Source organism: Bacillus sp. UNC438CL73TsuS30 (assembly GCF_000482325.1).
Classification (GTDB): Bacteria; Bacillota; Bacilli; order Bacillales; family Cytobacillaceae; genus Neobacillus.
This window is the reverse complement of the sequence record NZ_AXVA01000022.1, coordinates 14,435-28,214: the sequence shown is the minus strand read 5'-3', so window position 1 is coordinate 28,214 and position 13,780 is coordinate 14,435. Positions and strand designations below refer to the sequence as shown.

The 13,780-nt window shown below is 38.4% G+C and carries 14 protein-coding genes and 1 riboswitch; of the genes, 6 read left to right on the top strand and 8 right to left on the bottom strand.

Going from position 1 to position 13,780, the window contains the following annotated elements; genetic code table 11:
• The first annotated feature begins 28 nt into the window (after positions 1-28).
• Positions 29-1,027, top strand: coding sequence for an agmatinase (gene speB / locus M028_RS0109275; protein WP_026573677.1), 999 nt, complete (start codon positions 29-31; stop codon positions 1,025-1,027).
• A 168-nt stretch (positions 1,028-1,195) separates the two neighbouring features.
• On the opposite strand, the gene M028_RS0109270 is transcribed toward speB, so the two are convergent.
• From M028_RS0109270 to M028_RS0109260, 3 genes are all read right to left on the bottom strand, one after another.
• A complete protein-coding gene (locus M028_RS0109270) occupies positions 1,196-2,398 on the bottom strand; it encodes an MFS transporter (protein ID WP_026573676.1) in 1,203 nt (400 codons plus the stop codon).
• Positions 2,399-2,427: 29 nt separating this feature from the next.
• The gene (locus tag M028_RS0109265; protein ID WP_026573675.1) at positions 2,428-3,006 is read right to left on the bottom strand and encodes a TetR/AcrR family transcriptional regulator; all 579 of its coding nucleotides are present in this window, start codon (positions 3,004-3,006) and stop codon (positions 2,428-2,430) included.
• A 225-nt stretch (positions 3,007-3,231) separates the two neighbouring features.
• Positions 3,232-3,831, bottom strand: a complete 600-nt coding sequence (locus M028_RS0109260) for an NADPH-dependent FMN reductase (protein ID WP_026573674.1) — start codon at positions 3,829-3,831, stop codon at positions 3,232-3,234.
• Positions 3,832-3,981: 150 nt separating this feature from the next.
• Between M028_RS0109260 and M028_RS0109255 the strand changes: the two genes are divergently transcribed.
• Entirely contained in the window at positions 3,982-5,022 is a 1,041-nt protein-coding gene (locus tag M028_RS0109255) for an LLM class flavin-dependent oxidoreductase (protein WP_026573673.1), read from the top strand.
• Between the two features lie 43 nt (positions 5,023-5,065).
• Here M028_RS0109255 and M028_RS29690 read toward each other — a convergent pair whose 3' ends face one another.
• From M028_RS29690 to M028_RS0109230, 3 genes are all read right to left on the bottom strand, one after another.
• Positions 5,066-5,251: a hypothetical protein gene (locus M028_RS29690; protein WP_051590982.1), complete on the bottom strand. Its 186-nt coding sequence runs from the start codon at positions 5,249-5,251 to the stop codon at positions 5,066-5,068.
• Between the two features lie 444 nt (positions 5,252-5,695).
• Entirely contained in the window at positions 5,696-6,538 is an 843-nt protein-coding gene (locus M028_RS0109235) for a bifunctional 5,10-methylenetetrahydrofolate dehydrogenase/5,10-methenyltetrahydrofolate cyclohydrolase (protein WP_026573671.1), read from the bottom strand.
• 45 nt (positions 6,539-6,583) lie between these two features.
• A riboswitch (ZMP/ZTP riboswitch) is annotated at positions 6,584-6,667 on the bottom strand.
• Positions 6,668-6,722: 55 nt separating this feature from the next.
• On the bottom strand, positions 6,723-7,199 hold the full coding sequence (locus M028_RS0109230; protein ID WP_026573670.1) for a divergent PAP2 family protein: 477 nt from the start codon (positions 7,197-7,199) through the stop codon (positions 6,723-6,725).
• A gap of 243 nt (positions 7,200-7,442) precedes the next feature.
• On the opposite strand from M028_RS0109230, the gene M028_RS0109225 reads away from it, so the two are divergent.
• On the top strand, positions 7,443-8,726 hold the full coding sequence (locus tag M028_RS0109225) for an alkaline phosphatase (protein ID WP_442852779.1): 1,284 nt from the start codon (positions 7,443-7,445) through the stop codon (positions 8,724-8,726).
• Between the two features lie 56 nt (positions 8,727-8,782).
• Here the strand turns inward: M028_RS0109225 and M028_RS0109220 are convergent, their stop codons facing one another.
• Positions 8,783-9,220 carry an SRPBCC domain-containing protein gene (locus M028_RS0109220; RefSeq protein WP_026573668.1) on the bottom strand — a complete coding sequence of 146 codons (438 nt, stop codon included), beginning with the start codon at positions 9,218-9,220 and terminating at the stop codon, positions 8,783-8,785.
• Positions 9,221-9,569: 349 nt separating this feature from the next.
• On the opposite strand from M028_RS0109220, the gene M028_RS0109215 reads away from it, so the two are divergent.
• The 3 genes from M028_RS0109215 to M028_RS0109200 all read left to right on the top strand — a co-directional run bounded on the left by M028_RS0109215 (position 9,570) and on the right by M028_RS0109200 (position 12,624).
• Positions 9,570-10,181 carry an RraA family protein gene (locus tag M028_RS0109215; protein ID WP_026573667.1) on the top strand — a complete coding sequence of 204 codons (612 nt, stop codon included), beginning with the start codon at positions 9,570-9,572 and terminating at the stop codon, positions 10,179-10,181.
• Between the two features lie 382 nt (positions 10,182-10,563).
• The gene (locus M028_RS0109205; RefSeq protein WP_026573666.1) at positions 10,564-11,985 is read left to right on the top strand and encodes a tetratricopeptide repeat protein; all 1,422 of its coding nucleotides are present in this window, start codon (positions 10,564-10,566) and stop codon (positions 11,983-11,985) included.
• 102 nt (positions 11,986-12,087) lie between these two features.
• The gene (locus M028_RS0109200; RefSeq protein WP_026573665.1) at positions 12,088-12,624 is read left to right on the top strand and encodes an HD domain-containing protein; all 537 of its coding nucleotides are present in this window, start codon (positions 12,088-12,090) and stop codon (positions 12,622-12,624) included.
• A 214-nt stretch (positions 12,625-12,838) separates the two neighbouring features.
• Here the strand turns inward: M028_RS0109200 and M028_RS0109195 are convergent, their stop codons facing one another.
• Positions 12,839-13,420, bottom strand: a complete 582-nt coding sequence (locus M028_RS0109195) for an HAD-IA family hydrolase (protein WP_026573664.1) — start codon at positions 13,418-13,420, stop codon at positions 12,839-12,841.
• Positions 13,421-13,780 lie beyond the last annotated feature (360 nt).

Genomic DNA, 13,780 nt, shown 5'->3' with positions numbered 1-13,780 from the left:
GATGAAAATTAAAAAGGAGGCAGCAAGAATGTCTAATCGTGATGAAAAGCAGTTTTTAAACTTACCATTTACAGGAATTTGTACTTTTGGGAAATACCCAATATGTTCGAACCTGGACCAGCTTGATGCAGATGTAGCTGTAATCGGGGTGCCTAATGACATGGGGACACAATGGAAATCTGGTGCAAGAATGGGCCCTAGAGGAATCCGCGAAGGCTCTACATTATATAGTTTCGGTCTGGATGGTGCTTATGATATTGAAAACGATATTATGTATCTTGGGCCTGAATGGAAAGTCGTCGACTGTGGTGATGTAGACATGGTACACGGAGATATTATGCAGTGCCATGAAAATACAGAAGAAGCAATACGAAAAATTATTTCCAAAGGTGCTATGCCGGTTGTATTAGGAGGCGATCACTCCATCACAGCAGCAGTTGGAAAGGGAATAGAAGACATAGGTCCGTTTCATGTGATTCAAATTGATGCCCATCTAGACTGGGCGGATCATCGCTCAGGAATGAGGTATGGTCATGGAAATTGCATTCGTCGCTTATCTGAGCTGGATTTTGTTCAGAAAATATTCCAGTTTGGCATTCGCGGGATCAGCAGCAGCAAAAAAGAAGACGTCGAAGCAGCAAGAGAGTATGGCAGTGTGATCCTATCACCTCGTCAGATGAGAAAAATGGGACTTAAAGAAGTATTGGAGCTTATTCCTGCAGGAGAAAAATATTATGTAACGATTGATATTGACGGAATCGATCCGTCAATTGCACCTGGAACAGGAACTCCTTCTCCAGGTGGGCTCCTCTACGACGAGGTTAATGAATTGCTTAAAGGAATTTCCAAAAGAGGAGAAGTCATTGGGTTTGATTTAGTAGAAGTTGCACCGCCGTATGATCCAACGGGCATGACCGGACAAGTTGCAGCCCGTATTGTACTAGACCTACTAAGCTATGTATTAAAGGAAAAAGAGAAAAAGGGGATTAAAAAATACGGAAAAGAAAAAGAGGAAATGCTTTCTTAACAGGGATTGGTTCATATAGGAAGAATGAATGTAAATAAGGAGAGGTACAGAAAGCGTTCCTCTCTTTATTTATATAGAATCTGGCATTTTCTGAGTTTGATTGGACACGAAATTCCCGTCAAAAAAATATCAGCAATAAGTGTTTTGGGGTGTCCGGGGCTTTTCTAATTACTCAGCTATGCTTGCTGACAATTGTTTGTCTTTCCACATAATTGTAATACCGAGACCAATAATCATGATGACAGCAGCAAAAAGATAAGGAAAGTGGATGTTTATGTCAAACAGTATCCCGCCCATCGCTGGTCCAACGATATTACCTAAGCTCGTATAAGTAGAATTCATTCCAGCAACAAATCCTTGTTCCTTCTTGGCAGCTTTTGATAAAAAGGTCGTCAATGCCGGACGAAGCAAGTCAAATGCAAGAAAGATAAGGCTAGTTACCACAAGGACTACTAAAAAGCTAGAAACCACGGTGGATGCCACTGCCAAAATTGCACCAATGATCAAACATAATTGGATCAGTTTCTTTTCTCCAAGAAAATCTACCATTCTCCCAAACATAAATACTTGCACGATAACGCCAAAGATGGAGCTTATTGTAATAATCGATGCAATGTCCTTTGGTGTAAAGCCGAATTTATGATCAGAAAATAGACTAAAAACTGTTTCATAAGCTGATAAACCGAATGCGAGCACAAATACAATAATAAATGCAATGAAATAATGCGGATTAAGTGATTTTTTCAAATCGCTAATCAAGTTTGTTTGCTTGGTTTTAGCCGAAATTTCTGCAAGCTGTTCCTTAGTTATCGGCTCTTTTAAAATAAATATGGAAATAAAGCAGGCTAAAAAGGCTATGGCTGCAGCAAAGAAGAAGGGCATCCGTACGCCATATTCTGCAATAAAGCCGCCGATGCCGGGCCCTATAATAAAGCCAGTGCTTATAGCTGCAGACATATAGCCCATTGCTTTTGGTCTTTCCTGAACCGATGTAATATCTGCAAGATATGCAGTAACTCCGGGCATAATAAAGGCGGCACTAAACCCACCTAGTATTCTTGATAGATAAAGTACTGATACATTTTTGCCTATCCCAAAAATCAGTTCTGAAACACCAAATAGGAATAAACCGATGATAATGATTTTCTTTCTGCCATAACGGTCAACCCATTGTCCTGCGAGTGGTGACACTAGCAGTTGTGACACCGCAAAAACCGCAACAAGATAGCCCATCGTTTTCCCAGATAAATGCATGATATTCATAAAAGTTGGCATAACAGGGATGATGAGACCCACTCCCAGAAAGGCAATGAAAATATTGCTTAAAAGAATAATTAATACAGCTTTTTGTTCTTTTATCGTTTTCTTCATGAATCAACACCTCTTTTCTGTATGAATCATTAATGCGAAATCCCTCTCCAAAATACAGTCCATGAGGCTGCTAATTTATCTTTCAGCCGTTGATCATCATTGCCGTATACAAGTTCTAGCAAAATGGAATCGACTACTCCTAAGAAAGCGAAGGTGGGTGTTTTTGCAGATTCTATAGTGATTAACTTAGCATCAATCCAATCCTGAAATTTACCTTCTAGTATCTTCTGTACTTTCTCTTCAATATCGATTACTTCCTTTTCAATTGCCTTTGCGAGATGGGCTGGCGGAAAAAAGGACATGCGTAGCCAAAACTTTATATGCTCATTTTTCTGAAAAAGATCGATAACCAATTGTAAGAATCCGTATAAATCTCTTTCGGGATTTTGTGAATCAACTTTTTCAAAATATTGGAGCTTTGAAGATAGCTCAGTCTCTTTTGCATCACGCAAAACTTGAAGAAAAAGGTCATCCTTCCCTTTAAAATGAGCGTAAATGGATTGCTTTTTCATGCCGACCTCTTCAGCTATTTGCGAAAGGGATGCTCCTTCATAACCATGAATGGTGAAATATTTTAGAGCTGCTTCCTTAATTTCATTGCTTTTCAATAAAATCACCCCTAATTAACGAACGTTCGTCAGTTATCATATCAAATTTAGAAATTATTAGCAAGGGATCTCATTTTGACAGGAGATGAGCTGGATAAATAGAAAAAAGGAAGAGGGAAGTGAAGTTTTGATTGAGGATAATAGTACGGTTAGTTTTAGTTAATACAAATCGAATGTAAAAAATAGAGCTTGGAATCCAAGCTCTATTTTTAAAAGGAAAATCAATTATCTAACTGTTTTTAATGCTCCGCTCCAACTGATTACTTCATCAAGCATTGCATTCACATTTGTAAGATGCAATTCAGCTGGTTTGAATACTGATCCGTTTTCAAAATCAGTAAATAATGAAAGAGTCGGATGTGTGCGAACATCTGCAACTTTTAATTCCCCTAAGATGCCGCGTAAATGCTCAGCAGCACGGGCTCCGCCAGTTGATCCATAGCTTACAATACCTGCTGCTTTATCGTTCCAAGCTTCGCGAGCTGAATCCAATGCATTTTTCAATGCGCCTGTGATGCTGTGGTTGTATTCTTGAACAATGAATACAAAGCCATCAAGACTAGCAAGTTTTTCATTCCATGCTTGAAGTCCTGGTTCTTGGCCAGTACCTTCTCCTAGGAATGGTAATTTGAAGTCGGCGATATCAACGATTTCATAATCTGCATCCTGACGTTTGTCAGCAATACCTTTCACCCATTCTCCTACTTGTGGACTAACACGTCCTTGACGTGTACTTCCTAAAATAATCCCGATTTTTAATTTTGGATTGGTCATTTTTTCTTCCTCCTTAGATGCACTGCCAAATAAATTACTGAAAAAGCTCATTTTTGACACCCCTTGTAGTTTTGTGAAAATATATTTACAAATCATGAATCTCAAATTAAAATATATTTAATTCGAGATAATCATATTACATGTAATTATTTTTGTCAACTATTGAATACTAGTTATAAAGAAAGAAGGGAAGAGAAAGAAATGGAAATTGGGATTTATACGTTAGCGGATTTAGGCCCGAATCCGAATACAGGGAAGACGATTAGTGCGCATCAGCGACTTAAAGAAATTATCCAAGCTGCAAAAATGGCGGATGAATTAGGGCTGGATGTATTTGGAGTAGGGGAGCACCACCGTCTGGATTATGCAGTATCAGCTCCAGCGATTGTGTTGTCTGCAGTGTCACAAGTGACGAAACGAATCAAACTAACCACTACTACTACTGTTTTAAATACGATAGATCCTGTCCGTCTTTTTGAGGATTTTGCTACACTTGATTTACTATCAAACGGGCGGGCTGAAATCATTGCCGGACGTGGAGCATTTATCGAATCGTTTCCGCTGTTCGGGTATGACGTGAACCAATATGATGAATTGTTTGAAGAACATATTGAGCTCTTTTTGAAGCTGAATGCGGAAGAGAGGGTTACGTGGAGTGGCAGATTTAGGTCGCCATTGCAGGCTGCTGAAATAGCTCCGAGGCCGTTACAAAAAGAAATACCGATTTGGGTTGGAGTTGGCGGCACTCCGGAGAGCGCGGCACGAGCAGGCAGATTAGGTACTGGTTTAGCCTTGGCCATCCTAGGAGGTCCGCCCAACCGATTTAAGCCTCTTGTTGATATATACCGGCAGGCGGCTAGTCAAGCTGGGCATGCCCCGGAATCTTTGAAGGTGGGAGTCACAGGGCATGCCTATATATCTAAAACCACGGAGCAGGCAAAAGATGAGTATTATGCGTACCACTCCAATTATTGGGGATATCTCAATCGCCAGCGTGGCATGAGTACCCATATGTCGAGAGCTGATTTTGAGATTATGGCTGCTCCGGAAACGGCTTTATTTGTAGGAAGTTCGCAGCAGATTATTGAAAAAATCCTTCATCAATACGAGCTTTTTGGTCATCAGCGGTTTATTGCCCAGATGGATATTGGAGGTATGCCGTTTGAGAAGGTCGCGGAAAATATTGAGCGGTTAGCAACGGAGGTAGCACCTGTTGTGCGCCGGGAGACTGGAAAAGTTTGAAAAAGTAGAAGTAAGCATACGAAGATAGGGAATCTTCGTATGCTCACAAAACCTTATCTTTAGGACTTAATCCTATTTCTACTTCTAAATCTCCGGAGGTAACTTTGTCCAAGTGCCACCACCATTCTTCAAATGGTTCAACTGATTTGGAAAAATCATAAACCCTGCCAATATGTTCAACCATTTGTTCAACATTTTCCAGCAACGATTGCGATTTCAATAATGCCATCTTCACCAATAATTATAATCCAAGCCCTTCCATCTGCAAAAACAAAATAATTTTGTTGGAAGCTTTGTTTGTAATAATTATGGACCCTTGGGTAAATATGGTAACTAACAAAAGTAAAAAATAAGCGAAGATTTTTCGATTAAATGTAGAATGGAGCTTATTTCGGGGTAAATAAGGGAGGATTTTACGATTATGCAAAGCAAAATCCCCCATTTTCATGTTTTTCGAGTCAATAGGGGAAATTTCTCCGTTTATTTAAAGCTTTTTGAATGAAAATTTCTAATTAAGCAAAATTGGTTCGTCTATTTATCTGATCGGGTGCTTAACCTAATCCCCCCAACCTATAAACGGCGCTGCATTGGCCGTGAAGATGATAAATGCATACTTAAGGTTAATGAAAATACAAAAAAAGAGTTGAGCCAAAACAGCTCAACTCAAATCATATTAGTTTTGAAGAGTTTCCTCAGCAGACTTTACAGTATGCTTTAATAGCATAGAAATTGTTACAGGACCCACACCGCCAGGAACAGGTGTAATTGCACTAGCTTTTTCATAACACGCATCGTAATCCACGTCACCGATATTGCCTTTGTTATATCCAGCATCCAAGATTACTGCACCTTCTTTGATCCAGTCCCCTTGAATAAAATTAGGTTTACCCACAGCAGCTACCACAATATCCGCTTGTTTAACGATTTCTGGTAAATTCGTGGTACGTGAATGACAAGTTGTTACGGTAGCATCTGCATTTAAAAGTAAGGCTGATACCGGCTTCCCTAAAATCGGACTTCTCCCCACAACAACCGCATGTTTTCCTTCAACAGGTATATTATAAAAATTAATGATTTCCATGATGGCTGCAGGTGTACATGAAGGATATTTTCCAAATCCCAAAGCTGTTTCCCCATAGCCTCTGCTTGTTACCCCGTCGACATCCTTACGAATATCAATGGACTCAAACGCTTTACGCTCATCAATCTGTGCCGGTACTGGATGTTGAAGAAGAATCCCATGAACAGAATCATCTTGGTTTAATTCATCGATCGTTTTTAATAAATCATCTGTTTGTGTTTCCTTTGGCAGATGAATCCGTAATGATTTAATTCCAACCTTCTCACAAGCATTTCCCTTCATTTTTACATAAGTCTCGGAAGATGGATCATCACCGACTAAAATTGTGGCAAGGCAAGGAGTAACTCCTTTTTCCTTTAATACGTTCACTTTATCTTTTAAAGCATCTTTAATATTTGTTGCTACGAGTTGTCCATCTAAAATGACTTTTTCCATTGAAAAAAACCCTCCTAAATAATAAAAGAGATAGGAAAAAAAACCTATCTCTGCCCAGACGACCCGACCGTATAAAATGCAGCTTCCATGTGGTCAATTCCACGGTTGTCGTCAGTCACTGCATTTTCCTTCTTATTGATTAGAGAATATCATACCTTAAAAAGATATTCAATAAAGGTTTTAGTTAGGAAGAAAATGGATAAACCAAATAGGTTAAGAAACCAATAATAATCCCGGTGATGGCACCAAAAAATACCTCTGCCGGCTGGTGTCCTAAAAGTTCCTTGAGCTTTGCTCGGGATTCCGTTTTTTTAAGATTAGGGTCTTTTAGAGTCTCGACCAATGCATTGAAATCAACCAACAATTTATTTAAAACCTCTGCATGATATCCAGCATGCCGGCGGACACCCGTCGCATCATGCATAACAATGGCAGACATCACTACACAAATCGCGAACTCATTTGATTTAAACCCTGAGGTAAGCCCAATTGCTGTTGTTAAGGAAATAATCGTTGCGGTATGGGAGCTTGGCATTCCGCCAGTACTAAACATCAGATTCCATCTCACTTCTCCAGTTGTTAAAAAATGAATGGGGATCTTTACGAATTGAGCAATCAACATCCCTAAAAGGGCGGCTAAAATAGGATAGGATAAAAACACAGGTTTCCCTCCAGTAAAGGTATTTAACTATTTCTCATTAATAATTGATTGTATGTGTATATCGTAAAAGAAATTTCTTATATTTACATACCCTTTTTAATGTTAGATTACCCAAAAAGGCAAATTCCTTATGATTATAAATTAAAAGGGGAAACTGAACCTATATAGTGAAATTTAGGAGGAAAGATTTTGCGAAAAAATTTTTTAACCATAGCCACACTTTCTATTGCAGCAGTTGGAACCATACTCGGTACCATACATGACGGAGCACAGGCCGAACGAGCGGAGGTTAACAATATCATTTTTTTAATCGGAGACGGAATGGGGGTTTCCTATACGACTGCATATCGCTATTTTAAGGATAATCCGACCACAAAAAAGTTTGAGCCCACAGCGTTTGATCCATACCTGGTTGGGCAACAAATGACCTACTCAGATGACCCAAAGCATAATGTAACGGATTCCGCTGCTGCAGGTACAGCCATGGCGACAGGGGTCAAAACCTACAATTCGGCGATTGGAGTCGACCGCAATGGCTCACCGGTAAAATCCGTTTTAGAAGCTGCAAAAGAAAAAGGTAAATCGACTGGTTTCGTTGTGACTTGTCAGATTGCGCATGCCACACCTGCAGCCTTTGGTGCCCATGAAAAAAACCGAAAAAATATGGATGCCATCGCGGACAATTATTTTGATGAAAAAATCAATGGCCACCACAAAATTGATGTAATGCTAGGAGGTGGGGTAACCAACTTGGTCCGTTCCGACCGTGATTTAACTAAGGAATTCCAAAAAGATGGTTATGATTATGTAACGAATAAGAATGAAATGTTTAAAAGTAAACAAACTAAGGTGCTTGGATTGTTTGCCCCTGAAGGATTGCCTAAAATGCTGGATCGAGAGTCTTCTATACCTTCCTTGAAAGAGATGACAGAAACTGCTTTAAGTAAATTAAGTAAAAATAAAAAGGGCTTTTTCCTAATGGTTGAGGGAAGTCAGATCGACTGGGCAGGTCACGATAACGACATCGTTGCTGCGATGAGCGAGATGCAAGACTTCGAAAATGCGTTTAAAGCGGCAATTGATTTTGCTAAAAAAGATAAGCATACATTGGTGGTTGCTACTGCAGATCATTCAACAGGCGGTTTTTCAGTCGGAGCAAAGGGGAATTATAACTGGTTTGCAGCGCCAATACTAGCTGCAAAGCATACTCCTGACTTTATGGCTGAACAAATTGCAAAAGGTGTAGATGTAGAACAAACGTTAAAAAGTAATATTGAGTTGTCACTGAAACCCGAAGAAATCCGATTGGTAAAAAAAGCGGCCGAATCGAAAAACGTAACTGAAATTGATAATGCAATTGAAAAGATTTTCGATAACCGATCCGTAACTGGCTGGACAACCAGCGGGCATACGGGGGATGATGTGAACATTTATGCCTACGGACCCGGAAGCGACCTTTTTACAGGAAAAATAAACAATACAGATCAGGCGAAAAACATTTTTGAAATGATTAAAAAAGGTAAGTAATTTCACTAAAAAGTTTAACCCCGTTGGACTCCCTTGTTCAACGGGGTTATTGACTACTACTCTTTAACTAAAGCGCCCCTCAACGTATTGACTTCGTTTTCTAGATACCCTTTTAAACAGGTCAACATATATACCCAGCCTTCTTTATTGTCGACCAGATTATGTACGAATTCAGGGTCATTTTCGTCAAAACCATCTTCTGTAACTTCAATAATCGAAGAGGACGAGTCTACCTTATTTAGTGAGATTGTCACCTGATGCTCATCTTCAACTGGGCCCCATTTAAACACAATTTTCTGATCTGCAACAACATTTATGACTTTTATTTCAAGTTCCGCATTGTATTCTTTATATGTTAATGCAACCGTTTTTCCAGATTCCCATCTCTCTGAGCTTGTTGAAAACCAAAAATTACCAATTTTTGCTGGGTCAACAAATGCTTCAAATACTTCATGAGCAGGTTTTGCTATTATAAATTTTGTAATGTTTTTCATACTCAAGTCATCTCGCTTTCCACTAAAGATTCTGATGATTAGTGTATACTAATCAAACGTTTAATTAAAATTTGATTCCATGAATAATCAGGCTTTTTCTTAAATAGCATACACTAATCAAACGTTTAATTAGATTTGTCTTTCATTATGAATGGGACTCTTTCTGTCGACCGTTTGATTAATAAAGTTTTAACCATCCACGTTAAAGTTCATTCAAATAAAGAATAAACCAATATGAAATATTTCGATTTTATCAAATAGGTGAAAGATTGGTATGGTAAAGATACTAGCAAATACATTTGTTGATGCTATTAATCTGGTGTAAAAATTAAAATCAGGGGGAGAAAAAATGAATATTGTTGATCGATTTCAAGACATACCAACCACTTGTATTTCCGATGCATTAGATGGAATGACAAACTTGGATGCATCAATCAAACCTTTAAAAGAAGAATACCGGGTTGCCGGACGCGCATTTACTGTGAACATGCAAGCAGGGGATAATCTTGTTGTACTAAAAGCCATACGCGAAGCAAAGCCAGGGGAGGTCATTGTTATAGACGCAAAAGGGGATACGAGCAGAGCCATTGCAGGTGATTTTATTCTCGGGATGGCCCAAACCCTTGGCATTAAAGGGATTATTGCGGATGGTGTTATTCGTGACATTATAGGAGCAAAGGAATTAAATTATCCTGTGTTTTGTAAAGGGACTACAATAGCTGCAAGCAATAAAACGGGAAATGGCAGTATTAATGGACCTATTTCATGCGGCGGTGTAACCATTTCTTCTGGTGATCTTGTAGTAGGAGATGCGGATGGTGTTGTAGTAATACCGCGTGAAAGAGAAGAAGAAATCCTGAAAAAATCACAAGAAAAATTAGAGAAAGACATTAAAAGAGCGGAAAAGGTATCAAACAATAAGGTAGAAATCATTACCTATCTAGACAAAATGTTATCTTAATTGGTAGTAGGGCCATCTCGATCTGGCCCAACTTTTTATATAGAAGAGGGTCCCACAGTTTCTTTTATAAAATCAATAAAGGCTTTTAACACATTAATTTCCTTAGCACTTTTATGATATACCATCCCATGTCTTTTGTATTATTAGAATTCCTCCCTTTGCTTTTAATGGAATTTGGTGGATATTCGGGGGATCCACTAAAAAAAGAGAAGGCATAAGGGCATAACCCCCTTTAAGACCAAAAAGGATCTGGCGAAAATGAACCACTTTGCGCCAGATCCTTTCCTTTTTAGCAAAAATAGCCTGATGCACTCTTTTTTTAGACGTATGATATAATAAAGTCAAAGGTATGAGTCAAAATGATGATAGGGGGCAGGTCTAAATGGATAAAGAACTGATGATACCAACTGAAATATCAATAAAGGATAAAAAGAGAATCATAAAAGGGAATATTCTTCGTGCCGCTCTTTTTGCAAGAACCAAGGTAGTCGAAGTGATCACAGAAGAACAGGATAAATATTATCTTGTTTACTATAAAAACTCTTTTATTTATGGTGACAAACTCACTAATACCATTGAAGATACTTTTATCGATAAAGTGTTTCGAGAAGGAATTATTCTTAAGGCTCCCAATCCAATGTTACCCATATTTATCCCCCATTTAAACGTGTCAATTCCGAGCAAAAATAAACTCTTCACAGAACTCCAACTGCATTTTTCACTGCAAGAAGTAGCCTATATTGCCACAACACTTGACTCCTTTTTTGAAAAAAATCAGCTCATCGAAATGATTGACAAGATATATTATCATCATAGAAGAAACGGCAAGTTTATGAAATCCTTTCAGGTAATTCAAATTTTACGTAACTTTGCTCCTTCCTTAAAATCGGCAAAGGAACGCTTAGAATCACACGAATATTTTTCTTACAACGATTTTTACAATACCTCCAGTTTGTCTGAAATCCTTAAAAAGGACCCACTTTACGTAGATATGCACTGCTTCCAAAACCGTTTAAATCCAAAGGAACATCAATTTTTAGAACAAATATTTACGCAGCAGGATTGTAATGTTGAAGTGTTACTGCTGTGGCTGGAACGAGTTGAAAAACTTCAAAGAGAAGAGAACCTTGAAAAATCTACTTCGCTTGCACTAAAATTTCTAACGTTAGAACAATGGATGCTCGTTTTAAGTGAGGCAAACATTAACCCGTTTAAAGAGCTTCCTGAATCAAAACAACTGATTGAAAAAATGGTTGCGAAAGGTAACACCGAGAAAGCTGCCCTATATTTATTCACCTTTTTAGATGACCTGCCACATTCCTACGAAACGATTCTAACCAACATTTGGGGAAATTCCGACCCTAAGTTTGTGTTCACACACTTGGACGATTTCCTTGCCTTGCTGAAACATCTTCCCGATGATAAGAAAACAATCCAGATGGAACAAAAGATGTCCCAACTGGCTATTCTCCTTTTAGAAGAGCATGACCTCCAAACGGTTCGCAATAAACTAATCCCTGTTAATGAGACAATCCCCCATTTAAAGGTGTTTGAAAAAATCAATAAAATGGCCGGGTTGGAAGAGGACCCAGAACGGATGATGGAACTGGGGGATTATTACGCAGAGTTTCAGCAATATGATAAGGCCATCGATTGCTTCTTCTGGGAGATGGAATTACAGCCGCAAAACCCAATTCCCGTTTTAAGAATTAGTAAAATGTATCAGCAAAAAGGGATGGTCAAGGAAGCTAGTGCCTATCAAAAAATAGCTGCGCAATTAAAACATAATCAACAGGTTGGATAACCTTTTTATGAAAAACAAAGGGCTCGGCTCCGGGCTCTATTTTTTTGATAACTTTATCAGTGAGAACCAATGGTAAAATAAAGGTAAAGGGAGGAGGTCACGATGGAAATTGTTGAAAAAGCACTTCAAACAGCTAGTAAAGCCCACGAAGGTCAGTACCGAAAACTTACGGATATCCCTTACATAACACATCCTGTGGCAGTGGGAATGCTTCTTTTGAAAGCAGGGTATATGGATGATGTTGTGGCAGCAGGAATCCTGCATGATACGGTTGAAGATACCGATTTAACTTTGGAAGATCTTAAACGTAAATTTGGCGAAAAAATTGCTGAAATCGTTGCGGGCTGTTCTGAACCAGATAAATCGCTCTCTTGGGAGAAACGAAAGGAACATACGATTGAATTTTTAAAAACCGCTTCGATGGAAATCCGTGCTGTTGCTTGTGCGGATAAACTACATAATATTCGATCAATCCGAAATGACTACGAACAAGTTGGCGAAGAGGTTTGGAAGAGGTTTAACCGCGGCAAGGAAAAGCAAAAGTGGTATTACACGAATGTCGTAGAAAGCTTGGGAACCCTGGGGAACTTTTCTTTATTAGAAGAATTGCGTAAGGAAGTGGATTTGTTATTTCAATAAAAGCCTTGTTTCCAAAAAAAAGTATATATTAATTAAACGTTTAATTGAACGGCATAAGCTTTGGTAGATCAGGGTTTTGCTGAAATAGTGTATACTAATCAAACGATTAATTAAAAATCAAGATCCATGAGCCAGGCATCTGCCTGGCTGTTAAAATTAGCTTTGATTCGATTTATCTGCGATAGTAACTGATTTATCTGCGTAAAACCGACTTTTATCTGCGAACATCGTCTTGAAGTACCACAGGCATAAAATCTGCATAACTCTCAATATGAAAATCTGCCTCAATACCTTTGTTTTGAAAAGCAACCGTTTTAATCTTTAATTCTCTCGCTGGAATTAAATCCAGTTCCCGGTCCCCGACCACCAAATCTATTTTGTGATTTTTAAGAACGTCTTCATAAGAGGAATGATGGGGTTTTCGAATAAAACCATCTTCTTCAACAGAAACAATGTCTTTGAAATACTTTTTTAAATTGAACTTTTTCAAGAGATAGATGGTAGATTCCTTATCTCGGTGAGTGACGATGACATTGCTGTTAACAGTTGATAACACATTTTCGATGTGATCAAACGGTTTACTATTTAGTTTTGAATAGTAGTTGTATAATTCTTCGTATTTTCCTCGTTGTTCTTCACTAATCCCATAATGTTTAAACGCTGTTTTCGAGTCCTTTTTCAGCCATTTTAAGACTTCACCCCGATCCAGTTTTTGGGGAGTTAATTGCATAAATCCTTCTAAAAGTGCCGGGTACGTATCAAAAAGCGTTCCGTCAAAATCCCATAAGATGTTCATAAATTATGCTCCTCCGTGTTTTTTATTTTCATATCATATTAAATTTAAAAATCACATTCATCTTCAAGTTGGCTAACCAAATCTTGAGGATTATGTTTAAATCCATTCACCTTCCACTCAAGAATAATATGCTCGTCCATGGGGAGAGATTATCCACGAAAAAGACTTAGTTTCCATTTTAATGTGAAACACGGGATTATGCTTAGTTTAACTCAAAGAGTAAGCGGCCCTCTCAAAATTATTGCGCAAGAATTACCCATAACTTTTACAAAAGAAATTATCAACAAATTTTTAACTTTGGAGAAAAAAGAGTTGGGAAAACTAGTATTGTTTTTCGCCAACTCTTTTCTTTTTAGGATC

Excerpts from the sequence above, each read along its gene's own strand:
- M028_RS0109220 (WP_026573668.1), bottom strand. The coding sequence starts at position 9,220 with ATGAAAAACATTACAAAATTTATAATAGCAAAACCTGCTCATGAAGTA.
- speB (WP_026573677.1), top strand. The coding sequence starts at position 29 with ATGTCTAATCGTGATGAAAAGCAGTTTTTAAACTTACCATTTACAGGA.
- M028_RS29690 (WP_051590982.1), bottom strand. The coding sequence starts at position 5,251 with ATGGCATTATTGAAATCGCAATCGTTGCTGGAAAATGTTGAACAAATG.
- M028_RS0109205 (WP_026573666.1), top strand. The coding sequence starts at position 10,564 with ATGGATAAAGAACTGATGATACCAACTGAAATATCAATAAAGGATAAA.
- M028_RS0109195 (WP_026573664.1), bottom strand. The coding sequence starts at position 13,420 with ATGAACATCTTATGGGATTTTGACGGAACGCTTTTTGATACGTACCCG.
- M028_RS0109260 (WP_026573674.1), bottom strand. The coding sequence starts at position 3,831 with ATGAGCTTTTTCAGTAATTTATTTGGCAGTGCATCTAAGGAGGAAGAA.
- M028_RS0109255 (WP_026573673.1), top strand. The coding sequence starts at position 3,982 with ATGGAAATTGGGATTTATACGTTAGCGGATTTAGGCCCGAATCCGAAT.
- M028_RS0109200 (WP_026573665.1), top strand. The coding sequence starts at position 12,088 with ATGGAAATTGTTGAAAAAGCACTTCAAACAGCTAGTAAAGCCCACGAA.
- M028_RS0109270 (WP_026573676.1), bottom strand. The coding sequence starts at position 2,398 with ATGAAGAAAACGATAAAAGAACAAAAAGCTGTATTAATTATTCTTTTA.
- M028_RS0109235 (WP_026573671.1), bottom strand. The coding sequence starts at position 6,538 with ATGGAAAAAGTCATTTTAGATGGACAACTCGTAGCAACAAATATTAAA.
- M028_RS0109215 (WP_026573667.1), top strand. The coding sequence starts at position 9,570 with ATGAATATTGTTGATCGATTTCAAGACATACCAACCACTTGTATTTCC.